27 protein-coding genes are annotated in these 26,994 nt (G+C 68.2%); 20 read left to right on the top strand and 7 right to left on the bottom strand.

Annotated features, from left to right (window positions below):
• Position 1 precedes the first annotated feature (1 nt).
• Genes FB560_RS14055 through FB560_RS14045 form a run of 3 tightly spaced genes read left to right on the top strand, consistent with a single transcriptional unit; the run spans position 2 to position 1,529 of the window.
• On the top strand, positions 2-568 hold the full coding sequence (locus FB560_RS14055; RefSeq protein ID WP_141872946.1) for an RNA polymerase sigma factor: 567 nt from the start codon (positions 2-4) through the stop codon (positions 566-568).
• Entirely contained in the window at positions 565-1,188 is a 624-nt protein-coding gene (locus FB560_RS14050; protein WP_141872945.1) for an Asp23/Gls24 family envelope stress response protein, read from the top strand. Before FB560_RS14055 ends, FB560_RS14050 begins: the two co-directional genes overlap by 4 nt.
• Positions 1,188-1,529: a hypothetical protein gene (locus FB560_RS14045; RefSeq protein ID WP_229673046.1), complete on the top strand. Its 342-nt coding sequence runs from the start codon at positions 1,188-1,190 to the stop codon at positions 1,527-1,529. The genes FB560_RS14050 and FB560_RS14045 overlap by 1 nt, the downstream gene beginning before the upstream one ends.
• Before the next feature lie 80 nt (positions 1,530-1,609).
• Here FB560_RS14045 and FB560_RS14040 read toward each other — a convergent pair whose 3' ends face one another.
• Complete coding sequence (locus tag FB560_RS14040; protein ID WP_141872943.1) at positions 1,610-2,464, bottom strand: SDR family oxidoreductase; 855 nt, start codon at positions 2,462-2,464, stop codon at positions 1,610-1,612.
• Between the two features lie 92 nt (positions 2,465-2,556).
• On the opposite strand from FB560_RS14040, the gene FB560_RS14035 reads away from it, so the two are divergent.
• From FB560_RS14035 to truA, 3 genes are read left to right on the top strand one after another with little or no spacing between them, the layout of a single operon-like run.
• Positions 2,557-2,925 (top strand): winged helix-turn-helix transcriptional regulator, encoded by a 369-nt coding sequence (locus tag FB560_RS14035; RefSeq protein ID WP_141872942.1) that lies wholly within the window; start codon positions 2,557-2,559, stop codon positions 2,923-2,925.
• 40 nt (positions 2,926-2,965) lie between these two features.
• Complete coding sequence (locus FB560_RS14030) at positions 2,966-4,504, top strand: APC family permease (RefSeq protein ID WP_141872941.1); 1,539 nt, start codon at positions 2,966-2,968, stop codon at positions 4,502-4,504.
• 29 nt (positions 4,505-4,533) lie between these two features.
• Positions 4,534-5,382, top strand: a complete 849-nt coding sequence (gene truA / locus FB560_RS14025) for a tRNA pseudouridine(38-40) synthase TruA (protein ID WP_141872940.1) — start codon at positions 4,534-4,536, stop codon at positions 5,380-5,382.
• Here truA and FB560_RS14020 read toward each other — a convergent pair.
• Positions 5,379-6,692, bottom strand: a complete 1,314-nt coding sequence (locus FB560_RS14020; RefSeq protein WP_141872939.1) for a M20/M25/M40 family metallo-hydrolase — start codon at positions 6,690-6,692, stop codon at positions 5,379-5,381. The genes truA and FB560_RS14020 overlap by 4 nt on opposite strands.
• A gap of 119 nt (positions 6,693-6,811) precedes the next feature.
• Here FB560_RS14020 and FB560_RS14015 point away from each other — a divergent pair, with 119 nt between their 5' ends.
• The 4 genes from FB560_RS14015 to FB560_RS14000 all read left to right on the top strand — a co-directional run bounded on the left by FB560_RS14015 (position 6,812) and on the right by FB560_RS14000 (position 10,241).
• Entirely contained in the window at positions 6,812-7,738 is a 927-nt protein-coding gene (locus FB560_RS14015) for a MetQ/NlpA family ABC transporter substrate-binding protein (protein WP_229673047.1), read from the top strand.
• Between the two features lie 20 nt (positions 7,739-7,758).
• On the top strand, positions 7,759-8,817 hold the full coding sequence (locus FB560_RS14010; RefSeq protein ID WP_141872938.1) for a methionine ABC transporter ATP-binding protein: 1,059 nt from the start codon (positions 7,759-7,761) through the stop codon (positions 8,815-8,817).
• Complete coding sequence (locus FB560_RS14005) at positions 8,814-9,491, top strand: methionine ABC transporter permease (protein WP_141872937.1); 678 nt, start codon at positions 8,814-8,816, stop codon at positions 9,489-9,491. Before FB560_RS14010 ends, FB560_RS14005 begins: the two co-directional genes overlap by 4 nt.
• 81 nt (positions 9,492-9,572) lie before the next feature.
• Positions 9,573-10,241, top strand: a complete 669-nt coding sequence (locus FB560_RS14000) for an endonuclease/exonuclease/phosphatase family protein (RefSeq protein WP_141872936.1) — start codon at positions 9,573-9,575, stop codon at positions 10,239-10,241.
• Positions 10,242-10,542: 301 nt separating this feature from the next.
• Here FB560_RS14000 and FB560_RS13995 read toward each other — a convergent pair whose 3' ends face one another.
• On the bottom strand, positions 10,543-11,319 hold the full coding sequence (locus FB560_RS13995) for a hypothetical protein (protein WP_141872935.1): 777 nt from the start codon (positions 11,317-11,319) through the stop codon (positions 10,543-10,545).
• A 710-nt stretch (positions 11,320-12,029) separates the two neighbouring features.
• Between FB560_RS13995 and rplM the strand changes: the two genes are divergently transcribed.
• The 3 genes from rplM to glmM are packed head-to-tail and all read left to right on the top strand — an operon-like array spanning position 12,030 to position 14,359.
• Complete coding sequence (gene rplM, locus FB560_RS13990) at positions 12,030-12,476, top strand: 50S ribosomal protein L13 (protein ID WP_047520838.1); 447 nt, start codon at positions 12,030-12,032, stop codon at positions 12,474-12,476.
• A 27-nt stretch (positions 12,477-12,503) separates the two neighbouring features.
• A complete protein-coding gene (gene rpsI / locus FB560_RS13985) occupies positions 12,504-12,986 on the top strand; it encodes a 30S ribosomal protein S9 (protein ID WP_141872934.1) in 483 nt (160 codons plus the stop codon).
• A gap of 14 nt (positions 12,987-13,000) precedes the next feature.
• Positions 13,001-14,359, top strand: a complete 1,359-nt coding sequence (gene glmM, locus FB560_RS13980; RefSeq protein ID WP_141872933.1) for a phosphoglucosamine mutase — start codon at positions 13,001-13,003, stop codon at positions 14,357-14,359.
• A 73-nt stretch (positions 14,360-14,432) separates the two neighbouring features.
• Here the strand turns inward: glmM and FB560_RS13975 are convergent, their stop codons facing one another.
• Both FB560_RS13975 and FB560_RS13970 read right to left on the bottom strand, forming a co-directional pair.
• Positions 14,433-15,872 carry a hypothetical protein gene (locus FB560_RS13975; RefSeq protein ID WP_141872932.1) on the bottom strand — a complete coding sequence of 480 codons (1,440 nt, stop codon included), beginning with the start codon at positions 15,870-15,872 and terminating at the stop codon, positions 14,433-14,435.
• Positions 15,869-16,654: a glycosyltransferase family 2 protein gene (locus tag FB560_RS13970; protein ID WP_141872931.1), complete on the bottom strand. Its 786-nt coding sequence runs from the start codon at positions 16,652-16,654 to the stop codon at positions 15,869-15,871. Before FB560_RS13970 ends, FB560_RS13975 begins: the two co-directional genes overlap by 4 nt.
• A gap of 60 nt (positions 16,655-16,714) precedes the next feature.
• On the opposite strand from FB560_RS13970, the gene FB560_RS13965 reads away from it, so the two are divergent.
• A complete protein-coding gene (locus FB560_RS13965) occupies positions 16,715-17,158 on the top strand; it encodes a GtrA family protein (protein ID WP_141872930.1) in 444 nt (147 codons plus the stop codon).
• Between the two features lie 13 nt (positions 17,159-17,171).
• On the opposite strand, the gene FB560_RS13960 is transcribed toward FB560_RS13965, so the two are convergent.
• Both FB560_RS13960 and FB560_RS13955 read right to left on the bottom strand, forming a co-directional pair.
• Positions 17,172-18,605: a polysaccharide biosynthesis tyrosine autokinase gene (locus FB560_RS13960; RefSeq protein ID WP_141872929.1), complete on the bottom strand. Its 1,434-nt coding sequence runs from the start codon at positions 18,603-18,605 to the stop codon at positions 17,172-17,174.
• Positions 18,606-18,682: 77 nt separating this feature from the next.
• A complete protein-coding gene (locus tag FB560_RS13955; RefSeq protein WP_170198138.1) occupies positions 18,683-20,062 on the bottom strand; it encodes a polysaccharide biosynthesis tyrosine autokinase in 1,380 nt (459 codons plus the stop codon).
• 119 nt (positions 20,063-20,181) lie between these two features.
• On the opposite strand from FB560_RS13955, the gene FB560_RS13950 reads away from it, so the two are divergent.
• From FB560_RS13950 to FB560_RS13925, 6 genes are all read left to right on the top strand, one after another.
• Entirely contained in the window at positions 20,182-21,369 is a 1,188-nt protein-coding gene (locus FB560_RS13950; protein WP_141872927.1) for a hypothetical protein, read from the top strand.
• 257 nt (positions 21,370-21,626) lie between these two features.
• Positions 21,627-23,444, top strand: coding sequence for a nucleoside-diphosphate sugar epimerase/dehydratase (locus FB560_RS13945; protein WP_229673048.1), 1,818 nt, complete (start codon positions 21,627-21,629; stop codon positions 23,442-23,444).
• A complete protein-coding gene (locus FB560_RS13940) occupies positions 23,441-24,574 on the top strand; it encodes a DegT/DnrJ/EryC1/StrS family aminotransferase (protein WP_211349968.1) in 1,134 nt (377 codons plus the stop codon). The genes FB560_RS13945 and FB560_RS13940 overlap by 4 nt, the downstream gene beginning before the upstream one ends.
• Positions 24,564-25,199: a sugar transferase gene (locus FB560_RS13935; protein ID WP_141872926.1), complete on the top strand. Its 636-nt coding sequence runs from the start codon at positions 24,564-24,566 to the stop codon at positions 25,197-25,199. The genes FB560_RS13940 and FB560_RS13935 overlap by 11 nt, the downstream gene beginning before the upstream one ends.
• Positions 25,192-25,863 carry a NeuD/PglB/VioB family sugar acetyltransferase gene (locus FB560_RS13930; protein ID WP_141872925.1) on the top strand — a complete coding sequence of 224 codons (672 nt, stop codon included), beginning with the start codon at positions 25,192-25,194 and terminating at the stop codon, positions 25,861-25,863. Before FB560_RS13935 ends, FB560_RS13930 begins: the two co-directional genes overlap by 8 nt.
• 68 nt (positions 25,864-25,931) lie before the next feature.
• Complete coding sequence (locus FB560_RS13925) at positions 25,932-26,993, top strand: glycosyltransferase family 4 protein (protein ID WP_170198137.1); 1,062 nt, start codon at positions 25,932-25,934, stop codon at positions 26,991-26,993.
• Position 26,994: the final 1 nt, after the last annotated feature.

The raw sequence follows: 26,994 nt of genomic DNA, 5'->3' as shown, positions 1-26,994 counted from the left end.
GATGGTTGGGGAACGCTTTCACAGCGCAATGGAGACGGCGGACGACGGAATCGTCGCCGGCCGCGCGATCGATGGCGACGTCGCGGCCTTCGCAGTGCTCGTCCGCCGGTACACGCCGATGATGCGGGCCTACACGCAGCGGATGCTGAATGCCTCGTCCGATGTGGACGACATCGTGCAGGAGGCATTCGTGACCGCCTGGCAGCGATTCTCCGAACTCGAGGATCCGGCGAAGGTCAAGACCTGGCTGATGCGGATCGTGAGCCGGAAGGCCGTCGATCGCATCCGCAGTCTGCGGCCCATCGTCGACGTGGACGACATCGACCAGGAGGCGCCATCGCACGCGTCGCCTCCTCGCGTCGCAGAGGCTCGAGCAGGCGTCGCGGCACTCGGGGCAGCGCTCCGTGAGCTCCCCGATGCGCAACGCGAGTGCTGGGTGCTCCGCGAGATCGGTGGGTACTCGTACGACGAGATCTCCGATGAGCTCGGCATCTCCACGAGTACGGCGCGCGGTCTGCTGGCCCGCGCCAGGAAATACATGATCGTACGGATGGAGGAGTGGCGATGACCGACGACCACGAGATCCCCGAGCTGCACCAGCTCGGCCTGGAGCCGACCGACCTCGACGGCCACACGCTCGATGAGCTCTCCGACTATCTCGATGCGGGCAGGCAGCCGTCTGATCCCTCCATCGACGGGTCGCCCGGATGCCAGCTGGCACTGGACGCCCTCGAACGACTGCAGGGGCTCGGCGGACAGTTGATCGACGCAGATGCGGCCGCATCGCCGGATGTCGATGCGAGCTGGGTCGACCGCATCCTGAGCGGCATCGCATTGGACGCGCGAGCAGGACGCCGGATTCCCTTCGAAGTGTCCGAGCCCTCCGTGGACCTCGGGATCACCGAGGGGGCCGTGCGCGGACTGATCCGCTCCGCCGAGAACGCGGTTCCCGGTGTTCTCGTCGGTCGCTGCCGATTGGACGGCGACGTGACGGTGCCCGGGACGCCGATCCGCATCGACATCGAGGCCAGCGCACGGTTCGGCGAGTCGATCCCTCGTGTCGTCGAGCGTCTGCGGGCAGAGGCCGAGCAGCGTCTGCGCGCGCATACCGAACTCAACATCGTCGCGATCGACGTGACGATCCGCGACGTCTACGACGTGTCGGCCTGGGCGGAGAGGAGCCGATGATGACAGGGCAGACGGAGCTGGCCGCCGCGATCGATGCGGTGGTACGGGCTACTCCGGGCGTGGACAACCTCTACCGCTCCGGATCTCTGATCTCGAATCTGGTGGGGGCCGGCGCCGCCGCCCTCGGCGTGCGGGGTCAGGATGAACCGCTCGTGGGCGTCGTCGCGGCCGAGGACGGTCTTCGGGTCGAGGCATCGGTCGGAGTGGACTTCGCCGTCAGCGCGCCGGTGACTCTCGCGGCGGTCCGGGCCGCTATCGCGACGCTGCTCGCGGAGCGCGGTGAGCGCGTCGCGTCCATCACACTCACGGTCGTCTACGTGCATTCGCGCGAGGCTTCCTGAGCTACGACCGGCCCCGGTCGTAGGAGAAGCGCCGCTCGCCCCTCCGTGAGCGGCGCTTCTCGACATACAGCGCAGAAGAATCAGGCGATCGCGCGCAGTCCATCCACGAGCGGGGTGGTCGGGCGACCGATCAGACGTGCGAGGGTGCCGTCGGTGTCGCCGAGCGCTCCATCGCGGATGCCGGCGTCGAGCGCGACGACGAAGCCGACCGTTCCGGCGTCGAGCCCCGCCGCCTCCAGCGCGGCCGACTGCTCCGCGGCCGTGAGCGCGCGGTACTCGACCGGGCGGCCGGTGACCTCGGCGATGGCGGCGGCGAGGTCGGCGTAGTTCCAGGCGATGTCGCCGCCGAGCTCGTAGGCCTGGCCGATGTGGCCGTCTTCGAGCAGCGCGACCGCGACGGCCTCCGCGAAGTCCTTGCGGCTGGCCGAGGCGACTCGTCCTTCGCCGACACCTGCCGCGAGCACGCCCGTCTCGGCGGCGCGTGCGAGGTCGGCGGCGTAGTTCTCGGTGTACCAGTTGTTGCGCAGGATCACGGCGGGCAGGCCGGCAGCGGCGATGAGCTCCTCTGTCGCCTTGTGCTCGGGTGCGAGAACGAGGTCGCTCGTCGGTGCCTTCGGGGCACTGGTGTAGACGAACTTCGTCACGCCCGCGGCCTTCGCCGCATCGATGACCGCCTGGTGCTGGGTCACGCGGCGGCCGACCTCGGAGCCCGAGACGAGGACGACGGAATCCACGCCCTCGAGAGCGGTGGCGATGGTGGCGGGCTGGTCGTAGTCGACGACGGCGACGGCCACGCCGAGGGCGCTCAGGTCGGCGGCCTTGGCGACATCGCGCACGCCGGCGACGATCGACTGCGGTGAGGCGCCGCGCTCCAGGAGGCTTTCGATGATGAGGCGGCCGAGGTTGCCGGTCGCGCCGGTGACGAGGATGGTCATGGGGGTCCTTTCGTAAGTGACACCTCCGACAACCGGCGCGCGACGGCAAACCTTCCAATCTGGAGGTACCCACTTTGAAGTAAGGTACCTACATGACGGTGAGTTTTGCGCAGATAAAGGAAACAGCACCCATGCTCTTCGAGCAGGGCTGCGGTACGCGCGTCATCCTCGACCACATCATGAGCAAGTGGGGAGTGCTCGTGCTGTCCTCGCTCTCGGAGGGCACCCGCCGGTGGGGGGAACTCCGCCGCGAGGTCGACGGCATCAGCGAGAAGATGCTCGCGTCCACGCTGCGCACACTCACCGATGACGGCCTGGTGCACAGGGAATCGTTCCCCACGGTGCCGCCGCACGTGGAGTACAGCCTCACCCCGCTCGGTCGGGATCTGATGGAGCGGATGCTCCCGCTCGTGGAGTGGGTCGCCGACAATGCCGACGGGATGCTCCGCCGCACGCCGTGACCCCTTGACCGGGCCTCTCTCGCGGCCCTATGTTCACACCATGTCGACAACGCCAATCCGCTTGGAACGACCCGAAGGCAAAGGACTGGCGACCGGCACACTGGGGCTCTGGGGATCCACTGTCATCGGACTCGCGTCCACCGCTCCCGTGTACTCGCTGGTCGCCTCGCTCGGGTTCGTGGTCATCGCCGTCGGTGCCCAGGCGCCGATCGCCTTCGTCATCGCCTTCGTGCCGATGCTGCTCATCGCCTTCGCCTACCGAGAGCTCAACAACGCCGTGCCCGACTGCGGCACCACTTTCACCTGGGGGACCAAGGCCTTCGGGCCCTGGGTCGGCTGGATGGGGGGATGGGGCGTCGCGGTCGCCGGAATGGTCGTGCTCGCGAACCTCGCGCAGATCGCCTCGGTCTACTTCTGGTCGCTGATCGGCCAGGACCTCGAGAACAACGACTGGCGCGTGGTCGTGCTCGCCGTCGCCTTCATCGCCGCGATGACCTGGGTCAGCTGGCGCGGTGTGGAGATCGGCGAGCGCATCCAGAACGTCCTGCTCGGCATCCAGTACCTCGCCCTCGCGGTCTTCGTCGTGACCGCGCTGTGGCAGTTCTTCGCGGGCACCGCTCCCGGCGCGACCGCGTTCGACTGGGAGTGGATGAACCCGTTCGCCTTCACCGACTGGTCCGGATTCACCGAGGCCATCCTGCTCGCTCTGTTCATCTACTGGGGCTGGGACACCTGCCTGGCGCTGAACGAGGAGACCAAGGACCCGAAGCGCATCCCCGGCCGTGCGGCGCTGCTGACCACCGTCATCCTGCTCTTCACCTACGTCACGGTCACGATCGCGGCGATGATGTACGCGGGTCTCGGCGAGACCGGTACCGGCCTCGGGAACGAGGCCAATGCCGACGACTTCTTCCTGGCGATCAAGGACGGCCTGCTCGGACCGTTCGGGTGGGTTCTCGTGGTCGCGGTGATCATCTCGGCGATCTCGTCGACGCAGACGACGATCCTGCCCACTGCCCGCGGCACGCTCGCGATGGGCGTGTACCGCGCGCTCCCCGCGAAGTTCAAGGACGTGCACCCGACGTACAAGACGCCGTCGTTCTCGACCATCGTGATGGGCGTCGTCGCCTCGGTGTACTACGTCGGCATGACGCTGATCAGTGACAACATCCTGCAGGACTCGATCCTGTCGCTGGGTCTGGCGATCGCCTTCTACTACGCCATCACCGGCTTCGCGTGCGTCTGGTACTTCCGTGCCGACGTGTTCCGCTCGCCGCGCGAGTTCTTCTTCAAGGGGCTGTTCCCGCTGCTGGGCGGGCTCATGCTGACGGCGGCATTCGTGCAGTCCGCGATCGACATGTGGGACGTCGACTACGGCTACACCGTGCTGTTCGGCATCGGCGGCACGTTCGTGATCGGCATCGGGTCGCTCGCGTTCGGCCTGGTGCTGATGTTCGCCTGGTACGCCTTCCCGCGGTCCAAGCGATTCTTCCGCGGCGAGAGCCTCAACCGCGACACCGAGGTCATGGTGCCCGACGAACCGGGCGACTTCATCCGCTCGATCGACGGCGGAATCTGATCGGGGTGCCGTCGACCTAAGCTTGCTTCGTGCGCATCCGGCTCGACATCGCTTACGACGGCACCCACTTCCGCGGGTGGGCCCGGCAGCCCACGCTCCGCACCGTGCAGGGCACCCTCGAGGCAGCGCTGGCCCGGATCGTGGGATCCGACGTGCGGTTCGTCGTGGCCGGACGGACGGACGCCGGGGTGCACGCGCAGGGGCAGGTCGCGCATGTGGACCTGACGGAGACGCAGTGGGCCCGCATCGAGGCCCGCCAGGGACGTGCCCCGCAGGATCCTGCGGGGTCCATCGCCGGACGCATGCGCGGGGTGCTCGGCGCGTACTCGGATGTCACGGTGACGCGGTCCGCACAGGCCCCGGAGGGGTTCGATGCCCGCTTCTCCGCCGTCTGGCGCCGGTACCGGTATCGTCTGGCCGACCAGGTCGCCGGGTTCGATCCGCTGCGCCGTCACGACACCACTGCCGTGCGCGGACGCCTGGACGAGCAGGCGATGGACGCTGCGGCGCAGAGCCTCATCGGACTCCACGACTTCGCGTCGTACTGCAAACCGCGCGACGAGGCGACGACGATCCGCACGCTGCTCGACTACCGCTGGGTCCGCGACGCCGATGGCGTGCTGATCGCCGAGGTGAAAGCCGACGCCTTCTGCCACAGCATGGTGCGCGCGCTCGTCGGCGGATGCGTGGCCGTGGGGGAGGGGCGCCTCGATGTCGCCGACCTCGTCGTGCTCCGCGACGCGGTGACGCGGACGAGCGAGTTCAAGGTGCTGGCCGCGCGCGGCCTCACCCTGATGGAGGTCGGCTACCCGGCCGACGACCTGCTCGCAGCGCGTGCCGAGCAGACGCGCGCTCGCCGCGACAGCACGAGCGACTAAGCGGAGCGCAGGATGCGCGCCGTCGCGCGGGCGCTGAAGTACAGGCTCTCCACCGGCACGCACTCGTCGGCGGAGTGGAACTGTCCGTAGACGTCGAAGTCATCCGGCACGCGCAGCGGGACGAAGCCGTAGCCGAGCACTCCCAGCCGCGCGAAGTGCTTGTTGTCCGTCGATGCGGGGAGCAGGTACGGCACCACGACGCCGTCCGGGTCCTCGGCGCGGATGGCGTCGCCGATCGCCGTGACGAACGGGGAATCGATCGGTGCCGCGATCGGCGACAGCGACTCCTGCCAGTGCAGATCGACCGCGTCGCCCGCGAGTCGGGTGATCTCGTCCCGCAGCTCGACTTCGCGGTCGGGGAGGGCGCGCAGGTCGACCGTGGCCTGCGCGCTCGCCGGGATGATGTTGCTCTTGTCTCCTGCGCGGAGCACGGTGGGCGCGGCCGTCTGACGAGCAGACGCCGAGATCACGCGCCCCACGAAACCGAGATCGTCGAGTTGCGCATCGAGCCCCTCATCCGTGAACTCCACGCCGCGCTCCTGGCCGAACACCCGGAGGAAGCGATCGAGTGCGGGCGTGTGCACCACGGGGAAGCGGTGCTCCCCGATCCGAGCGACGGCCGACGCCAGGCGCGTCACGGGATCGTCGGGCCGGGGGCGAGACGCATGCCCGGCTTCCCCGCGCGCCGTCACCACGACGCCGCCGACACCCTTCTCCGCCGTCGCGAGCAGATAGGCCCGCCGTCCTTCGACGAGGGGAACCGAGAAGCCGCCGACCTCGCTGATCGCCTCTGTCGCGCCGGCGAGCAGATCCGGACGGTTGTCGACGATCCACGACGCACCCCAGCGTCCTCCGGCCTCTTCGTCGGCCAGGAACGCGAAGATCAGATCCCGCCGCGGACGGATGCCCGAGCGCGCGAACTCCCTGGCCACGGCGAGGATGACGCCGGCGAAGTCCTTCATGTCGACCGCGCCTCTGCCGTACAGCAGGCCATCGACGATGTCAGCGCCGAAGGGCGGATGCGTCCAGTCCTCAGCAACGACCGGGACCACGTCGAGATGCGCGTGCACCAGGAGCGCTCCGGCATCCGGATCGCTTCCGGCGATGCGTGCCACCACGCTGCCACGACCGGGGATCGGCTCGACGAAGGTCGTCTCGATCCCGACCTCCTCGAGCCGCGCCTGCACGAGTCGGGCCGCGCGGGTCTCCCCGTCGCCGATCGTGTCGGGGTCGCCGGTGTTGACGCTGTCGATGCGGATGAGGTCGCGGACGAACTCGACGGACTCATGCTCCAACAGGCTTCGCGTCACCCCGCCACCGTAGTGAATGGCGGTCGCGATCGGGCTTTCGCGTTACGCAGCATGACCTCATTACGCGGGGTTACCGCTGGGCCGGACGCCCGCCCGCAGCCGTGCTTCACTCTCGTGTTGTGACTGATTCCCGTGTGAAGAAGAAGATCCTGTCCGTGATCGGCCTGCTGGCAGCGGGCGCGCTGACCCTGTCGATGGCGGCGTGCTCGGGTGGTGATGACTCCGCCTCCGGAAGTGACGGCGGCGCCACCGAGAGCAGCAAGATCGTGCTCGGTGCGGATGACGGCACCGAGGAGCACTGGACGATCCTCAAGGACAAGCTGGCCGAAGAGGGCATCGAGCTCGAGGTGCGCACCATCAGCGACGGTGTGCAGCTGAACCAGGGTGTGCAGGACGGCGAACTCGACGTGAACCTGTTCCAGCACCTGATCTTCCTCTCGCAGTTCAACGTCAACAACGGGGGAACCCTGGTGCCGGTCGGCGCCACCGCGGTGTACCCTCTCGCCATCTACTCGGAGAAGTACTCCGCAGTCGAAGACCTTCCGGAGGGCGCGACCGTCGCGGTTCCGAACAACCCGACCAACCTCGCTCGCGCCCTGCTCAACCTGCAGCGCGCAGGACTCGTGGAGCTCAAGGACGGTGGCAACAGCCTCTCGACTCCGGAGGACATCGTGTCGAGCAAGGTCGAGGTGCTTCCTGTCGACGCCAACCAGACCGTCACCGCGCTCAAGGACGGCAGCGCACAGGCCGCGATCGTCAACAACACGCAGGCGCAGAAGGGCGGCCTCGGCGACGACCTGATCATCTTCAAGGAAGACCTGGACGACCCGGAGCTCGCTCCGTACATCAACGCGTTCGTCGTGCGCGAGGACCAGAAGGATGACCCCCGCTGGGCGAAGCTGCTCGAGGCTTACCACAGCCCCGAGGTGGAAGCCTCGGTCACCGAGCTCAACCAGGGCAACCTGCAGTTCAAGGGTGACTGGTCCGCGGAGGACCTGCAGGCCGAGCTGGCGGATCTCGAAGAGCAGCTGCGCGCGACGCAGTGACCTCGCACGGCGGCGGACCTATGACGATCATCACGTTCAACCGGGTTTCCAAAGGGTTTCCCCCCACCCGGCGGGGGTCCGCCGTCTCCGCCCTCGAGGAGGTCGATCTGCAGGTGGAGCGCGGCTCCATCGTCGGAGTGATCGGCTACTCGGGGGCGGGCAAGTCCACTCTGGTCCGGTTGGTCAACGGGCTGGAGAAGCCGACCGCCGGCACCGTCGAAGTGCTCGGTGTCGACGTGGGGAAGGCCTCCGCGAACGACCTCCGCGGGCTGCGCGGGCGGATCGGGATGATCTTCCAGCAGTTCAACCTCTTCAACTCACGCACCGTGCGCGGGAACGTCGCGTATCCGCTGAAGGTCGCCGGATGGAAGAAGCAGGACATCGGCCCCCGGGTCGCCGAGCTGCTCGACTTCGTCGGCATCGGCGACAAGGCGCACAGCTATCCGCGGGCACTCTCCGGAGGACAGAAGCAACGCGTCGGCATCGCCAGGGCGATCGCGGCGAACCCCGAGTTGCTGCTCGCGGATGAGGCCACGAGCGCGCTCGATCCGCAGACCACGGGCGAGGTGCTCGCGCTCCTCAAGGAGATCAACCGCACGCTGGGCATCACGATCGTCGTGATCACGCACCAGATCTCCGTCGTGCACGAGCTGTGCGATCAGGTGATCGTGATGGACGGTGGAAAGGTGGTCGACAGCGGCGACACATACCGCGTGTTCGCGCATCCGCGTGCGGCGCTCACCGAGCGCTTCGTCGCCGCGGTGACTCAGGGCATCCCGGCAGGGGACACCCTGGACGCACTCCTCGTCGCGGGCGGCGATCTCATCAGCGCCGACGTCAACGAGTTCACGAGCGAGCACATCGCCCAGGTCTTCGACCGCCACGGCGTGCGGCACACGGTGGTCTTCGGGGGCGTGACGGACATCCGCGGGCGCCAGCTGGGCACACTCACCTACCGGGTGCACGCTGAGGCGGCGGTGCTCGCGTCTGTCGTCGCCGAGCTCCAGGAGCACACCAGGGCGCAGATCCTGCAACCGGGACCGGCCGCATCCGACCAGCGATCGGAGGTGGCGTCATGAACATCATCCACACCGCGACCGACTGGGGAAGCCTGACCCCCGTGCTCCTGCAGTCGATCCAGGAGACCATCTACATGGTGGTCGTGACACTGCTGATCGGCGGGGTCGTCGGGCTGCTCATCGGCGCCGTCCTCTACGCCACGCGTCCAGGGAACCTGTTCGCGAACCGCATCGTGTTCAACGTCATGAACCTGGCGATCAACGTGATCAGGCCCATCCCGTTCATCATCTTCCTCACCGCGGTGGGTCCGGTCACGAAAGCCGTCGCCGGGACGACGCTGGGCACGCAGGCGGCGATCGTGCCGATGACGATCATGGCGGCGGTCGTCATCGGACGCGTCGTCGAGCAGAACCTCGTCGCCGTCGATCCGGGCATCGTCGAGGCCGCGCTGGCGATCGGCGCGAAGCGATTCGCGATCCTGTTCGGGCTGGTCATCCCCGAAGCCCTCGCTCCGCTGATCCTCGGCTACACGTTCATGTTCATCGCGGTCGTCGACATGTCGGCGATGGCGGGGTACATCGGCGGCGGCGGCCTCGGCAACTTCGCGATCATCTACGGCTACCAGCAGTTCAACCAGGAGGCCACCTGGGTCACCGTGGCCATCATCATCGTGATCGTGCAGGTCGGCCAGATCTTCGGGAACTGGCTCGCGCAGCGGGTCCTGCGGCGATAGCGGCGGAGTGGAGGACTCATTCATCGACCGGATACGTGTTTGCCACCCGACTCCAAGCCGGACGGGCTAGCGTGAGAAGCGATGAAGGTCATCTCCTACAACCTGCGAAAGCACCGTGCTGCCACCGAGCTGGTGGCGCTGGTCGGCCAGCACGACCCCGACATCCTCTGTCTGCAGGAATGCGATGTGCAGGGGCTGCCGGAGCGGATCGGCGACCTGGTGCTGGCGGACGCGACCCAGGGCAATCGCCTCGGCCTCGCGCTGTACTACCGCACGAACAGCTTCCATCTGCAGAAGATCCGCGCGATCGAGCTGAAGAAGTCGTTGCACGACCGCATGCTCAAGCCCGCCCATGAGCGCGTCCTCGGCGCCCGGCTGCTCGACATCGACAACGGCCGCGAGCTGATCGTCGCCTCGTTCCATGCCGCCCCGCTCACCGCGCTCAACTCGCTGCGGCGTCATCAGATCCGCGCCGCCCTGTCCGCACTCGCCGAGCTCGGCGAGGGACTCCCGCAGTTGATGGTGGGGGACTACAACTACCCGGTCTTCAAGGAGAATCTCGGCCAGGCGGTGCGCAACCACGGTTACGCCCTGACGCTCAGCGACGACCACACCTACACGCGCTACCGCGTGTTCCGCGGCCACTACGACTTCGCGACATCGGTCGGATTCGAGGTCGATGCGATCACCACGCTTCCGCAGGGATCGAGCGATCATCGGCCGATCCTGGTGACGGTGCATCCGGACTGAACGCTCGGTCTCGACGCGCGCCTGGGCTCGTGCTCGTCTTCTTTCCGTGGGCGCTTCCTGTCGCCCGAAGCTCGGCGAAGCGACAGGATGCGACCTTCCCTCGGCGGGGTGGGCGCAAGGGGTCGGATGGGCGGCCTGGAGGTGACACGATGCGACCTTTCCCTCGGCGGGGTGGGCGCGAGGGGTCGGATGGACGGCCGGGAAGCGACGATTCGCGACGCATCCAGGCGCCCGAACCAGTGTGGCACCTGGACGCAGGACGGCGCGTCGAGGAGACCGAGAACGGGGTGAGGGCGCGTGGTCAGAGTTCCCGGCGGCGGGAGCGCAGCGGGGGTGCGCCGTCCCAGCCGCGCGCGAGGAGCGCTCGCCGCACGATCGCGACGGCGTCCGGTCGATTCCCACGGATGTTCCTCGACGTCAGTCGAACGACAAGCCACCCGGCCTCGGCGTAGGCGCGGTACTTCTCCAGGTCGCGGTCCCATTGCCGTTGCGAGACACGATGGTGATCGCCCTCGATCTCGGCGACCGTCCGGAACTTCGGGTAGACGACCTCTGAGATGCCGAGGCGCCGGCCGCGAGCATCATGGATCGGCAGGTCGAGCACCGGCTCGGGAAGGCCCGCGTTCTCGGCATCCAACCGGTACTCCGTCTCCAACGGCGATGCGCTCCCCACGCGGATCCGCTCGAGAACGGCCACGAGGCGGGCGGTTGCCTGTGGTCGCGGGCCCAGGTCCATCGCCGACCGGAGGTGCTCCAGAGATGCCAGCGACAGCTCGGGGTGGAGGTCGCCCCGTTCGTCTCTCGGCACCCTGACGAGAGCATCGCCGAGGACGATCAGCTGCCGCTCGTTCAGGTCGCGGCCCAGCATCGCCCAGGTCGTGGCCGGCGAGCTGATGCGCAGCCCGCCTCGAACCTGCACCTCGACGAGATGCGGGGCGATGGTGCGTCCCTGGATGCCCTGCGCACGTGGTGCGCGGTGGGGGGAGCACACCGCGACCTCCAGCCGGTGGCCGTGTTCGATCGGCGCCCCGAGGAGCACCGCGGCCGTGCGCCCGCAGAAGAAGGTGCCGGGAGGCATGACCGTCGAATAGAGATGTGCGGAGTCCTGCACGGCGGCCCGGACTCTGCGATCTCGGGCGAAAGGCGTGGCGTCCTCCTCCTCCGAGGGCGCAGCGGCTGTGATCGTTCGTCGGGCTCCCCGAAACGGCGACTCCAGATCTTTCGCCCTCAGCCGTCGCGGCGACACCCCTGCTGCACGGGCGTGCGCGACGGAGAACTGCGTGCCGAGTCCGGAGGGGAGAGGGTGGGGTGTCAGCGGCATCCGACCACCATCCCGCACGCCGGCCACCGAGATCCGTCGGGTGCCGCACGAGCACGCGGCTCGGGGACACTTCCTCCACGGTCACAGCGGTGGAGGAGAGGTCGCCGACGACTCACCACGGATGCTGTGGGCGCCTCTGGTCGCAACGACTGCCCCGTCGCGACACTTCGCGACCTCCGTTCGGCGGGAGTGGGCGCCTCTGGTCGCATCCGCTGCCCCGTAGCGACACATAGCGACCTCCGCTCGGAGTGAACGCACCAGGACTAGTCGCAGCGCCCGGTTTGAGGTAACACGCCCGGGTGGCGTATGCTGTCTCTTTGGTGCCGTTCCCCGTGCTCGGAGAACGGCGACCATCCGAACGTGAGCCCTCCACTGGCGTGTTCCCCTCTCGATGAGATCGCGAGGAAGAACCACCCCGGAGTGGGATTCACGAACTTCTCCGTTCGACACAAGAAAGCAGCACTATCGTGACGCGCACTTACACCCCGAAGGCCGGCGAGGTCCAGCGTGACTGGGTCGTCATCGACGCCACCGACGTCGTTCTCGGCCGTCTGGCTTCGCACGCCGCTACGCTCCTGCGTGGCAAGCACAAGCCCACCTTCGCCAACCACATCGACTCGGGTGACTTCGTCATCATCGTGAACGCCGAGAAGGTGGCGCTCACCGGTCAGAAGCTCCAGAAGAAGCTGGCCTACCGCCACTCCGGTTACCCGGGCGGCCTGAAGTCGGTCACCTACGCCGAGCTCCTCGAGAAGAACCCGGTCCGCGCTGTGGAGAAGGCCATCCGTGGCATGCTCCCCAAGAACAGCATCGGCCGCCAGCAGCTGTCGAAGCTCAAGGTGTACGTCGGTGCCGAGCACCCGCACGCCGCGCAGCAGCCGACGCCGTACACCCTCGACCAGGTCGCCCAGTAAGCGCCGTAAAGACTTAAGGACATACTCGTGGCTGACATCCAGGACACCACCGAAGCTCAGAACTACTCGACGTCGACTCCCGAGACCGAAGCAGTCGAGGCGGCTCCCCGCCCCGTGCTCAGCGTCCCGGGTGCCGCTGTCGGCCGTCGCAAGCAGGCCATCGCCCGCGTGCGCATCGTCCCCGGCTCCGGCACGATCACGGTCAACGGCCGTACGATCGAGGACTACTTCCCGAACAAGCTGCACCAGCAGCTGATCAACGACCCGTTCACCGTGCTGAACCTCGCCGGTGCATACGACGTCATCGCTCGCATCTCCGGTGGTGGCCCCTCGGGCCAGGCCGGTGCGCTCCGCCTCGGCATCGCCCGTTCGCTGAACGGCATCGACGAGGAGAACAACCGTCCGACCCTGAAGAAGGCCGGCTTCCTCTCGCGCGACGCTCGCGTCAAGGAGCGCAAGAAGGCTGGACTCAAGAAGGCCCGCAAGGCGCCTCAGTACTCGAAGCGTTAAGGTCCACTGCTCCGATGCCGATCTTTGGCACGGACGGCGTGCGAGGACTTGCCAACGGCATCCTCACCGCCGACCTGGCGCTCACCCTGGCCCAGGCGACTGCTGTCGTCCTGGGCCAGGGCCGTACTGCGGAGGCTCGCAAGGCCGAAGGCAAGCGACTCACCGCAGTGGTCGCCCGGGACCCTCGGGTCTCCGGACACTTCCTGACAGCCGCCGTCTCCGCGGGGCTCGCCTCATCGGGCGTCGATGTGCTCGAGGCCGGGGTCATCCCCACGCCCGCACTCGCGTTCCTCGTCGCTGATCGCGACGCCGACTTCGGTGTCATGATCTCGGCGTCGCACAACGCCGCGCCCGACAACGGCATCAAGATCTTCGCCCGCGGCGGCGTGAAGCTCCCGGACGAGGTCGAACAGCGCATCGAAGAGGCGATGTCCGGAGAGATGCTGCGCCCCACCGGCGCCGGCGTCGGACGGATCGACCGCTTCGCCGACGCAGAGGACCGCTACGTCGTGCATCTGCTCGGCTCGCTCCCGAACCGCCTGGACGGCATCCACGTCGTGCTGGACTGCGCGCACGGCGCGGCCTCCGGAGTCTCTCCCGAGACGTTCCGCGACGCCGGTGCCGAGGTCACGGTGATCGGTGCCGATCCCGACGGTCTCAACATCAACGACGGTGTGGGCTCGACCCACCTCGACAACCTCGCAGAGGCCGTCGTGCGCCTGGGCGCCGACATCGGCATCGCCCACGACGGTGATGCGGATCGCTGCCTCGCCGTCGACGCGCAGGGCGCTCACATCGATGGCGACCAGATCATGGCGATCCTCGCGGTCGCGATGAAGCAGCGCGGGCACCTCACGGATGACACGCTCGTGGCGACCGTGATGAGCAACCTCGGCCTGCACGTGGCGATGCGCGAGAACGGCATCACCGTCCGCCAGACCGCGGTCGGCGATCGCTACGTGCTCGAGGACATGAACCGCGGCGGCTACGCTCTCGGCGGCGAACAGTCCGGGCACGTCATCATGAGCGAGTTCGCGACGACCGGCGACGGTCTTCTCACCGGCCTGCACCTGGTCGCGGAGATGGCTCGCCAGAAGAAGTCGATCGCGGAACTCGCAGCCGTCATGAACGTCTACCCGCAGGTTCTGATCAACGTCCGCGATGTCGACAAGGATCGCGTCGTCGACGATGAGGGCGTGCAGCACGCCGTGCGCGCCGTCGAGACCGAACTCGGCGACAGCGGACGCGTGCTGCTGCGCAAGTCCGGCACCGAGCCGCTCGTGCGGGTCATGGTCGAGGCGGCGGATGCCGAATCGGTGCAGACCTACGCCGAGCGCCTCGCCGACGTCGTCCGCGAGCGTCTCGCGCTCTGACACGTCTTTCGAGTCGAGAGGACCGGCCTGCCACTGATCAGTGGCAGGCCGGTCTTCTTCGTCCGAGGCAGCGTCAGGGAGCGCAGATCCGATAGCCGCCCTCGGCCAACGTCTCGGTCGTGCACTCCTGACCTGTGAGGCGAGGCGTGTCCGTCATGGCGGGGGCGTCCGAGAGGCCGACGTGCGCGCCGGTGAGGACGATGGCGGGCACCGCAGCGCCCCAGGGCTGCGCGGCCAGCCAGTCGGTCCCGGTCTCGGCGACCCATTCCGCGAGCGGCGCGACGGCCTCGCGTTGCCGCTCGAGCGTCTGCCCGCGCGACACAGAGCTCGAGGAGACCTGCATCGCTGCCGCGATCCCGACGATGAGCGCGAAGATCGCGGTCGCCGCGATCGTGATGTTCGCGACCGCTCCGCGAGGAACCCGCCGAGCCGACCAGACGGCGACGGCGGCGAGGACGGGAAGGAACGCGAAGATGCCGACGGCCGGATGCCGGACCCAGAGGGGGAGCTGGGAGGCCGTCGCCCACCATCCGATGAACGCGACCATGCCCAGGGTCGCGGCGGAGGCGTAGGCGAGCACCAGCCGGTCGCCGGAAGCGGGCTCGCGTCGCGCGAACACCACCCCGGTGACGATGACGGCGGCCAGGAGCAGGAATGCCGCCACCGCCACCACGGCCGGCACCGACCAGGAATCGGCGAGTGTCTGCAGCTTCTGGAGCACGGTCGTCGAGGCGCCCTGTCCGCCGCTGCGGACGAATCCGACGAGTGCACGCAGATGCGCCACATAACCGGTGAACCCGAGCGAGAGCAACGCCGTCAGCTCGACGAGCAGAGTCGGGAGGGCGACGAACACGAGCGGCAGCCAGGAGCGTCGGAGCGTCTCGCGCACTCGCGCCCAGCCTCTGCCGTCGGCGAGAACCCACAGGGCGATCGCGAAGGCGGGGAGGGCGAGCAGGGCGATGAGCTTCGCCTGGATCGCGAGACCGAGAAGGAGCCCGGCGAGCCAGGCCCGTCGGGGCAGCGTCAGGAGAGCCCAGACGATGAGCGCGGCCGCAGGGATCTCTCCGAGCAGATCGGCGGGGCCCTGGATGGGGGAGACACCGGCGGACGTGGCGAAGGCGAGGGGGACGGCGACCGCGAGCAGAGCGGCCCACCGCCCGCCGATCCGCCTGCCGAGCAGAGCGAGTCCCGCGAGGAGCAGCACCCAGTAGGCGAGCGGAACAAGCCGGGCCCCGATCACCGCATCCGCGCCGGTGGCGAGCACCGCGGCGACGGGGAGCAGTACCACCGGCCCGGTGGAGATGCGCGGGTCGAACGGGGTGATCGTCGAGCCGGAGAGGGCGCCGTCGCTGGAGTATCCGAGTCCCGCGAGCAGATTCCGCGGAACAGTGAGGTTGAACGCCTCGTCTTCCCAGAACCGCCAGACGACGAGACTGTGCCAGGCCACGATGACATGCCCGATCACGAGTGCGGCAGCCAGCACCCAGAAGAGTACGGTGCGCGCCCTGGTCATCGGACCACGGCCTCCGGTCGGCGGATCTCACGCAGCGGAGCGTCAGGACGCAGCGAGAGCGTCCAGGCTTCGCGCAGCGCGGCGCGGACGAACTGCCGGAGTCGTTTGGGCGGCAGCGCGACGCCGGCGCCGCGGCCCCACATCGTTCCGGTCGTCGAGGAGCCACGTCGCGGGATGCTGGCGACGCGGAGGTAGCGCACGACGAATCCGCCGCGGGCTTCTGCGAGGGAGAAGTGCACGTGGGGTACCGAGGCGTCGGCGGGGATCGCGTCGATGAGCACCTGCAGCGCCTCGGGGCGGTAGGCGCGCAGCGGGGTGTTGACGTCCGGGACTCGGCGTCCGGCTGCACCGGCCACCAGCACTCCGACGGCCGCCGTGAGCACCTTGCGGTACCAGGGGTCGGTGCGCCCGTCGCGCACGCCGTGCACGACATCGGCACTCTCACGGAGCAGCGCCGAGATGAGCCGAGGGAAGTCGGCGCCGTAGAACTGGCCGTCGCCGTCGACGTGCACCAGCACATCCGGCTCCGCAGCCAGGCCGGCGCGGTACGCGGCGAGTGCGGTGGGGCCGTGGCCCCGGTTCGTCGCCTGGACCTCGACGAGGACGTCATCGACGTCGTCGAACACGCTCGCGGTGGCATCCGTCGAACGGTCGTCGGCGATGTGGAAGCTGACGCGATCGGCCAGCGGCGCGACAGCAGATCTGATCTCGTCGATGAAACCGCCGATGCCTTCGGCCTCGTTGTAGGCGGGCATCACGATGGCGAGATGAGAGATGGTCACGGGGTCCTCCGAACTGCCGCGTTCGGCGAGGGCGCGCGCAGCAAGTAGCCTAGTCGAGTCATGAAACCAACCTCCCGATTGCGGCGTCTCGCCAGCCTGGGCAGTCGCTTCCTCGTCGTCGGGGGACTGAGCACGCTGATCGAGATCGGTGTCTTCAACCTGCTCGTCTACGTGTGGGGGTGGGACGTCGTCTCCGCGAAGATCGTCGCCTCGCTGGTCGCGCTCGTCAACGCGTACTTCGGCAACCGGGAGTGGACGTTCCGGCATCGAGACCGGCGAGGACGGGTGACCGAACTCGTGCTGTTCGTCCTGACCAACGCGGTGTGCACCGCGATCGGGGCGGGGCTCGTGTGGCTCGGCGTCGAGATGGCGGCCGGAATCCTCGGCCGAACCCCCGGAGCGATCGCCGTCAACGCGGTCAACCTCGTGAGCATCGTAATCGTGGTGGCGCTGCGATTCGTGCTCTACCACTCGATCGTCTTCCGCTCGCCGGCACCGCGCTGAGCCCCCGCCGGCATCAGGCCTCCGAGCCGGCGCGTTTCGCCGCCTTGCGAGCGGCCCTGGTACCCGCGGCACCGCCGAGCTCGTGGGTCGATCCGTACGTGTACGCGCCGTAGCCGTAGCTGTCGGGACCCTTGGTCGGCAGCATCGTGATCACGACGCCGAGCAGGTCGACTCCTGCGGTCTCCAGCGTGCGGATGGCTCCCTGCAGCTCGGGCTTGCGGGTCTTTCCCGACGCGGCCGCGAGGATGATGCCGCGGGTCTTCTTGCCGATCACCGCGGCATCGGTCACGAGGAGCAGCGGGGGTGCGTCGATCAGGATGTAGTCGAAGTACTCGTCGAGCGTCGAGAGCACCGTGTCCATCGCGGCGGAGCCCAGCAGCTCGCTCGGGTTCGGCGGGACCGGTCCGCTGGGGAGGACGTAGAGCTCATGCGTCCCCCACTTGCGCAGTGCGTCCGACAGCGGCACCTGACCGATCAGCACGTTGGTGAGGCCGACGCCGCCCTCCATCGCCATGTAGTCGGCGATGCGGGGAAGGCGCAGGTCGCCGTCGAGCAGGGCGACGCGCGCGCCGGTCTCCGCGAGGGCGATGGCGAGGTTCGCCGTGGTCGTCGACTTGCCTTCTCCGGGGCCTGAGCTCGAGACGACGAAGGTGCGCGAGTCCGCGTCGACGTCGAGGAACTGCAGGTTGGTGCGGAGCGTGCGGAAGGACTCGGCACGAGGGCTCCGCGGGTCGGCGTGCACGATCAGTGGACGCTTGGGCGCGTCGGGGTCGAAGGCGATCCCGCCGAGGAGCGGCCGGTCGGTCAACGTCTCGAGGTCGTGGAGAGTGTGGATCCGGGTGTCGAGCACGGTGCGCAGAACGGCGAAGCCGACACCGGCGGCGAGTCCGAGGAGCCCTCCGATGATGATGAGCAACGGGATGTTCGGGCTGGAGGGGGCGCTGGGTACCGCGGCCGGGTTGGTCACCGTCACGTGGACGGGGCTCACGCCGCCTTCCACCGCCGGACGCTCGAGAGTGTTCTGCACCGCGTCGGTGAAGCTGATCGCCGTCTGGTCAGCGATGGCTGCAGCCCGCTTGGGGTCCGTGTCGGTCACGGAGATGTTGATCATGACGGTGTTCAGCGGTGTGCTCGCCGAGATCTGTCCCGCGAGCTGACGCGCGGTGATGTCGAGTCCGAGCTCCTCGATCACCGGGTCGAGCACCAGAGCGGTACCGATCGTGTCGACGTAGCTGGTGACCATCTGACGCGCGAACGTCGTTCCCTGCACGAGGTCTCCGGTCGCGGCGCCTTCCGTGCGCACCGAGACGTAGAGCTGGGTGGACGTGACGTACTTCGGCGCCTGCAGGTAGGCGTACGCGCCACCGCCGGCGAGGCCGACCAGGAGCAGGACGAGGATCGCGATCCAGTTCTTCTGCAGGATGCGGATGTAGTCGCGGAGTTCCACGTGGTCTTTCCTTCGGTTCTTCGTCTCGCTCGTGGCGATGGTCGACAGGTGTTCGGGGCGGCGGGTGGTGCCGCGGGTCAGCGGGCGCCGTCGCCGTATCCGTAGGCGCCGACGAGCGTTCTGTCGGGTCCGCGGGTGGGCATCATGGTCACGACGGTCCCCAGGACCTTGGCGCCGACGTTCTCGATGTTCGTCACGGCGTCTCTGACCCGCGGGATCACGGACTTGCCTGCGGCCGTCACGAGGATCGCACCGGACGTGCGCCGGGCGATGACCGCGGCGTCCGTCACGAGCACGACGGGCGGGGCGTCGATGAGGATGATGTCGAAGGCCTCGCGCAGATCGGCGAGGAGCCGGGCCATCTCCGACGAGCCGAGGAGCTCTGCCGGGTTCGGCGGCACGGTTCCGGAGGGAAGCACGAAGAGCGTGCCGCGGCCCCACCGTTGCAGCGCGTCGGCGACGGAGAGACGACCAGCCAGCACCTCGGTGAGGCCGACGCCGCCCTCGATGCCGAAGTAGTCCGCGATGCGCGGCAGGCGCAGATCGGCATCGATGAGGGCGACCTTGGCGCCCGTCTCGGCGAACGCCAGGGCGAGGTTCGCGATGGTGGTCGACTTGCCCTCGCCGGGACCCGCGCTCGTGACCACATACGACGGCGTCTCGCCCGCGGGTGAGAGGAACTGCACGCTCGTGCGCAGCGAGCGGTACGACTCGGGACGGGCTCCCGTCATGCCTCCGGTCACGACCAGCGGCTGCGTGCCCGTGGACGGGTCGAACGCGGTCGTGCCGAGCACCGGGGCACCGGTCGCCTCGGTCGCGTCCTCGATCGTGCGGACACGTGCATCCAGGACGGTGCGGAGCACGACGATGACGATTCCCGCCGCGAGGCCCAGCAGGCCGCCGCCGAGCAGGGCGACAGTGCGGTTCGGGGCGGAAGGAGCCGTGGGCACGCCGGCCGGCTGGATCACGTCGATCCGCACGATGCTCCTACGGGTGTCGGACGGACGCTCGAGCTGTTCGGCGACGACCGTGGCGAAGCTCTCCGCGACGGCGTTGGCGATGCGGGCGGCGCGCCCCGGCTTGCCGTCGGAGACGCTGATGGAGATCGTGGTCGATGCGGGAGCAGCCGAGACGGACACGAGCCCGGCCAGCTCGGCGGTCGTCTCGGGCAGGCCGAGCTCGTCGATCACGGGCTGCAGGACGAGCGAGCTGGGGATGATCGCGACATAACTGCCGACGGCCTGGATCGCGTAGCTGCGTGCGAGGTTCAGTTCGGCAGTCGTGGCGGCCCCGTCGACGCTCTGGGCCTGACCGATCACGAGCAGCTCGGCGGTCGTCGAATAGCGCACCGGAGCGGTGAGTGCATACAGCACGCCCGCCGACAGGCCGATGAGGGTGAGGGACACCAAGAGCACGGCGTACGTCCGCAGCGCGCGCAACGACGACTGGATGTTCATGGCCCCCCACGAGTTCAGATACTCCGGCGATCGCCGTATCCTCTTTAGACAATACCTGTCGCGTGTCCGGCGTCCTGTCGCGAAACGTCTCTTGTTGCGGCGGGGATGGGGGTTCAGGTATGGCATTCGACGAGATCTTCGACCTCGACAAGACGCGCGACCGCTCTCTGCTGCGTGATCCGGACGCGACGATGCTGGCCGGGGAGCTCGACGCCGTGGTCGGACGCCGACGGCGAGCGCGGGTCAGCGCGGGAGCAGGGCAGGATGTGCCCCGGCTGGTCGCGATGGTCGAGGCTGCAGCGGCCGACCGGGTACCGGCGACCGTCTCGCCGGAGCCCGGAGCGACGCGGCGTGCGCCTCGCCATATCGATTGGATGACGGTCATCGCCGGAGGGCTGGCGGTGGTCGCGGTCGCCGTCGCCTCGACGCTCACCGCGGTGCAGATCGCGACGGCGAGCCCGGTCGGCGATGCCCTTGTACTTCTCGAGTCCGACGAGGAGGCGCTGGCCTCGGCCGAGCAGTCGCTCTCGTTCTCGCGGGACCGCATCGAGCAGCAGCAGGAGACCGGGCAGGCACGTGCGGCGGCTCTGTGGACGAACCTGGCTGCGTTGACCCCCGCTTCCGAGGAGATGCGCTTCGTGGGCGCGGAGGCCCTCGCCGCGGTGAACGCCGCTGCCGTGACCTATCAGGCGGCGCTCGATGCCGCAGTGCTGCCGGAAGCCCTGCCCGCCTGGAAGCCCACGAAGACCGACGAGGATTCGCTCGCGAGTGTGGCGACTGCGCTCGACGAGGTGCAGGAGCGCTCCGTCCTCGTCGACGCGGCGACGGTGGAGCTGCGCGATGTGCGCACCGCTGTCGAGCGCGCCGACGACGAGTTCACGGCCGCGCTCGACACCTTCGCGGTGGCGCTCGGGAGCGGACTGCAGGCGGAGCTCGACGCGTCGCCGGACCCGGAGCAGGCGCTGCGCGATGCCGTGCAGGCGGCGAGCGCTCGCGCCACGGCGGCCGATCTCACCACGCAGGAAGGCGCCGCGGCGTTGCGCGCGTATGTCGACAGTGTGCGTGCGTTGCGCGCGGATCAGCTGCGTATCGCCGTCGAGCTCGAGGAGGAGTCGTCTCAGAACGGGACGTGGAACCCCGGTACCCAGACCGAGTCGCCCACCCCGACGGACCCGACCACGCCGACGAACCCGGGCACGGGCAACCCGGGGACCGGAAACCCCGGGACCGGGAACCCCGGCCCGACCGATCCCGGTCCGACTGATCCGGAGCCGACCGATCCGGAACCGACCGATCCCGTCGGCTGATCGTCGCGCCGGATGGCGCGTTTTGTTTCGATTTCTGTCGTGAATTGATCCGTTGTTCAATCAAACCGACCCCTAGGTAGGGGAATCCTTACCCCGCGGGGTCGACCGTCGCCTCGGATGTGTCACGATGGAACCGATACATCGGTCACCAAGTACGAAATGCCCTCTCGCCAGGCCCCAGACCAGCGGGAGAGGATCGACGCGTTGACGCGCGTGGGGGGAAAGCAGTGCCATTGGGTTCTGAATTGCAAGAGGCTGTGTCTGTAGAGCAGAAGCGGCGGCGGCTCGCTGCGGCGTTCGTCGACAGCGCCGCGTGGATCGTGGGCATCGTGATCGCGGTGGTCCTGCGTTTCGAATTCGAGCCCACGCTGCGCGGCTGGATATCGATGGTCGTGCTCGCTCTCGTCGCTGCGCTGAGCCAGATCGTCGTGGGCTACTACCTCGCTCTTTACCGAGGACGCTTCACCTACGGATCGTTCGACGAGGTGCGAGCGCTCGGCCTGGTCGTCATCGTCCAGGCGGCCGTGCTCTCCGCGATCGTCATGGTTCTCGGTCCGGTGATCGGGCTGCCTCGCGGCACTGTTCTGCTGGCTTTCCCATTCGTTCTGCTCTTGATGTTCGGTGTGAGGTACAGCGCGCGCCTGATCCTTGAGCGTCGTCGGAAGCCGGGCACTGAGGCGGAGCCGGCGCTCATCGTCGGTGCGGGATACGTGGCTGACACTCTGGTGCGAACGATGATGACCGATCCGGCGTCGCCGTTGCGCGCTGTCGGCATCCTCGATGACGACCCGGCGAAGCGGAATCTCCGTCTGCGCGGAGTCCCTGTGATCGGTCGCACGACCGAGATCGTCGCCGCGGCGCGCGACACCGGTGCCACGACTCTGGTGATCGCGATCGGAGGCGCGGAGAGTTCCGTGCTGCGCCGTCTCTCCGACGACGCCGACAAGGCAGGCCTCCGTGTCACGATCACCCCGACGCTGACGAACATGATGTCGGGGGAGCAGGCACCGACCGACCTTCGCGACATCAGCATCGAAGACCTCATCGGCCGGCACCCGGTCGACACGAACGTCGAACTCATCGCCGGTTACGTCACGGGACGCCGCGTGCTCGTCACCGGGGCGGGAGGCTCGATCGGATCCGAGCTCTGCCGGCAGCTCGCCAAGTACGGGCCCAGCGAGCTCATCATGCTCGACCGCGACGAGACCGGTCTGCAGATGGCGCAGCTCGGCACCTCCGGGCACGGTCTGCTCGACTCGAAGGACGTCGTGCTCGCCGACATCCGGGAGAACGACACCCTGCGCGACATCTTCTCCGAACGGCGCCCGGAGGTCGTGTTCCACGCGGCAGCGCTCAAGCACCTGCCGATGCTGGAGCAGTACCCGGACGAGGCCTGGAAGACCAACGTCCTCGGCACGTTGAACGTGCTCAATGCCGCCCGTGAGGTTGGCGTCGACACCTTCGTCAACATCTCGACCGACAAGGCGGCGAACCCCACGAGTGTGCTCGGTCACTCCAAGCGCGTGGCGGAGAAGCTGACCGCCTGGGCCGGTGAGGAGACAGGCATGCGCTACCTGTCCGTGCGCTTCGGCAACGTGATCGGCAGCCGCGGGTCGATGCTCCCGACGTTCCAGACGCTGATCGAAGCGGGCGGGCCGATCACGGTCACGCACCCCGACGTGACCCGGTACTTCATGACGATCCCGGAGGCGTGCCAGCTCGTCATCCAGGCCGGCGGAATCGGACGAGCAGGCGAGGTCCTGATCCTCGACATGGGCGAGCCCGTGTCGATCCTCGAAGTCGCCAAGCGCATGATCGCCATGTCGGGCAAGAAGATCGAGATCGTGTTCACCGGCCTCCGACACGGAGAGAAGCTCCACGAGGTTCTGGTGGGCTCGCAGGAGAACCTCGAGCGCCCGTTCCATCCGAAGGTCTCGCACACCCGCGCCGACTCGATCTCGCCCGAACGTCTCGACAAGGCAGGGTGGGAGGCGCGGATGCTGTCCGTTCCGCGCAACAACGACACCGCCATCATCGAGCCGATCAGTCTCGACCTCCCGGAGAACCTGAAGTGACCGAACGCATCTACATGTCCTCGCCCGATGTCGGGCAGCTCGAGGAGGACGCGGTCGTCGCTGCGATGCGGTCCGGGTGGATCGCTCCCCTGGGACCGGACGTCGACGGCTTCGAGCGCGATCTCGCCGACCGCATCGGCGTCGCGCACGCGGTGGCGCTCAGCTCGGGCACCGCGGCCCTGCACCTGGGGCTGCTCACGCTGGGGATCCAGCCCGGCGACATCGTGCTCACCTCGACCATGACGTTCGCTGCGACCACGAACGCGATCGTCTACACCGGCGCGGAGCCGTATTTCATCGACGCGGACCCGGTGACGGGGAACATGGATCCGGCGCTGCTCCGCGAGGCACTTCGGACTCTTCACGCCGCAGGGGAAACAGTGGCGGCGATCGTCCCCGTCGACCTGCTCGGCAAGACCGTCGACTACACCGCGATCCTCAACGCTGCCGCCGAGTACGACGTTCCGGTCCTCGCGGACGCCGCCGAATCGCTGGGAGCCAGCCACCGCGGCCGCGCCGCCGGCAGCTTCGGTCGTGCCTCCATCGTGTCCTTCAACGGCAACAAGATCATGACCACGTCCGGCGGCGGGATGCTGCTCACCGACGAGCCGGAGATCGCGCAGCACGTGCGCTACCTCGCCACCCAGGCGCGGCAGCCGGTCGTGCACTACGAGCACACCGACATCGGCTACAACTACCGGATGAGCAACCTGCTGGCGGCGCTCGGCAGGGCCCAGCTGACGCGTCTCGACAGCATGATCGCGCGGCGTCGCGAGGTGCGGGAGATCTACAAGGAGCTGTTCGCCCCGGTCTCCGGGGTCGAGGTCTTCGGTGCGACCGGCGATCACGACGACAACGTCTGGCTCACCTCCATCCTGGTCGACTCGTCAGTCACCGGATGGCACCCGCAGGAACTCGCCGCGGCACTCGCGCAGGACGACATCGAGAGCCGTCCGCTGTGGAAGCCCATGCACCTGCAGCCGGTCTTCTCCGGGAGCCGAGGGGTCATCAACGGCGTCTCCGAGTCGCTGTTCGAACGCGGCCTGACCCTGCCCAGCGGCTCGGCGCTCAGCGCCGATCAGCGGGAGCGGGTTCGTTCCGCGATCGTCGCCTTCCTCGATGGACGCTGAGGTGTCTCAGCGCATGCCCCGGCCGTACGACGCCCTCAAGCGCGCCCTCGACATCGTGACGGCCGCCGTCGGGCTCGTCGTGCTCAGCCCCGTCATCCTGGTCACGGCGATCGCGGTGCGCGTGAATCTGGGAAGCCCGGTGCTCTTCAGTCAACCGCGCCCGGGCCGGAACGGCCGCGTCTTCCGGTTGTACAAGTTCCGATCGATGCGCAACGTCGACGCGGCGCGCGGGTGGATCAGCGACGAGCAGCGTCTGACGCGATTCGGGCGTGTGCTCCGCTCCACGAGCCTCGACGAACTGCCGTCGTTGTGGAACGTGCTCCGAGGTGACATGAGCGTCGTCGGTCCACGGCCTCTCCTCGTCGAGTACCTGCCTCGCTACTCGCCTGAGCAGGCGCGTCGGCACGAGGTGCGCCCCGGGATCACTGGTCTTGCGCAGGTCAACGGCCGTAATACGGTGGACTGGGAGCAACGCTTCGCGCTCGACGTGCGATACGTCGATTCCCGCAGTCTCGCCCTCGACGCACGCATCCTGATCGGCACGGTCCGCTCCGTCGTCGTGCGTGAGGGGATCAGCGCGGAAGGGCATGCCACGATGAGGAAGTTCGGGGAGAGCGATGACTGAGCGCGTCGTCGTCGTCGGCGCCGGGGGATTCGGCCGTGAGACGCTCGACGTCATCGAGGCGCTGATCGCCGCCGGCGCGTCGATCCAGGTCCTCGGCGTACTCGATGCCGCTCCCCGTGATGCTGATCTCGATCAGTTGACGAAGCGGGGGATCCCGTACCTCGGCACGGAGGCGGAATGGCTGCCCGGAGCGACGGGAGATGAGCGCTACATCGTCGCGGTCGGTGCTCCTGCCGTTCGTCGACGCGTCGCCGCGCGATTCTCGGATGCCGGCCTGCGTGCTGCGACCGTGATCCACCCCTCGGCCGTTATCGGTTCTCAGTCGCGCATCGGCGACGGTGTCGTCATCACCAGCGGTGTGCAGGTCTCCACGAACGTCACGCTGGGAGATCACGTGCATCTGAACCCCGCGAGTGTGATCGGGCACGATGCGGTGCTGTCGGACTTCGTGTCGGTGAATCCCGGAGCGATCGTGTCGGGCAACGTCGACGTCCGGTCCGGTGTCCTTCTCGGCGCCGGTTCGGTGGTGCTGCAGGGACTCGCCGTGGGAGCGGGAGCCACGGTGGGAGCATCCGCCTGCGTCACGAAGGACGTCGAGGCGGGGACGACCGTCGTGGGTGTGCCGGCGCGCGACGTGGCTCTTCGGCCGCTGGCGGGGGGATGACGATGACAGGTCCGCTTCGAGTACTCCTCGCCGTCCAGCCGTCGGTGAGTCACTATCGAGCACCCTTCGTGCAGGCCTTGGTGTCGCAGGATGATATCGACTTCGAGCTGGTCGGTCGCGTGAATCGCACCATGGGGACGAACGGGGACCCGGTTGCGGCGGCGGATGACGTCCTCGCCCGTGTCGGCGAGCTGCGGCGCGTCGGAGTGTTTCGGGCCCTGTACTGGGATCGCGGATTGGTGTCGAGGGTTCTTCGGACCCGCGCCACGGCGATCGTCCTGGAAGGTAACGTCTATGGTCTCTCGAACTGGATCGCGATCGCGGTCGCACGGATGCGTCGGCGGAAGGTCGTGTTCTGGGGGCATGCGTGGAAGCGCCCTGAAACGGGCGGCAAGCTGCGGCTGAGAAAGGCCTTCTACAAGCTTGCAGACGGGCATCTGACTTATGGGGAATGGGCGCCGGCATTCGCCGGATCTGTCGGGTTGGATGCGGGCACATTCGTACCGGTCTTCAACAGCATCTATCCAAGCCGGGAGCTCATGTCGGAGGCACCCCGTGAACGTCGCGCATCGCGCGAGGGCGCGCTGTCTCTGATCTACTCCGGTCGGTTGACCGCTCGCCATAAGGTCGATCAGGCGATCGCCGCTGTCTTGGCAGTGAACGCGCATGGACACGACGTGCGGTTGACGATCGTCGGCGACGGGCCGGAGCGGCCGCGCGCGGATGCCCTGGCTCACGAGTCCGACCGGATTGATCTTCTCGGGGCCGTGTACGACCTCGATCGGCTCCGTGAGCTCTACCGGAGCGCGGACTTCGCCGTTTCGCCGGGCGCGACCGGTCTCAACGTGATTCAGGCGCTCGGATTCGGCGTGCCGGTGATCGCCGCGCAGGGGGATCTGCAGAGCGGACCAGAGATCGAAGCCGTCAGAGACGGAGAGACGGGCTTGCTCTACCCCGCCGCAGAGGGCACGGCGGGGCTTGTCGACACTATCGTGGCGCTGGTATCGCTCTCAGACGACGACTTTGCCTCTTACTCTGCGGCAGGGAAGGCTGTCGTCAATGACCGCTACACCGCCGAGAAGCATGCCTCTGCCGTCGTAGCTGCCCTGGTGGGTCTCCTCAGGGCTTGAG

The sequence above is a fragment of the Microbacterium saperdae genome, from assembly GCF_006716345.1.
Taxonomy (GTDB): Bacteria; Actinomycetota; Actinomycetes; order Actinomycetales; family Microbacteriaceae; genus Microbacterium; species Microbacterium saperdae.
The sequence above is the reverse complement of the archived record's forward strand: the minus strand, read 5'-3'. Positions and strand labels throughout refer to the sequence as shown.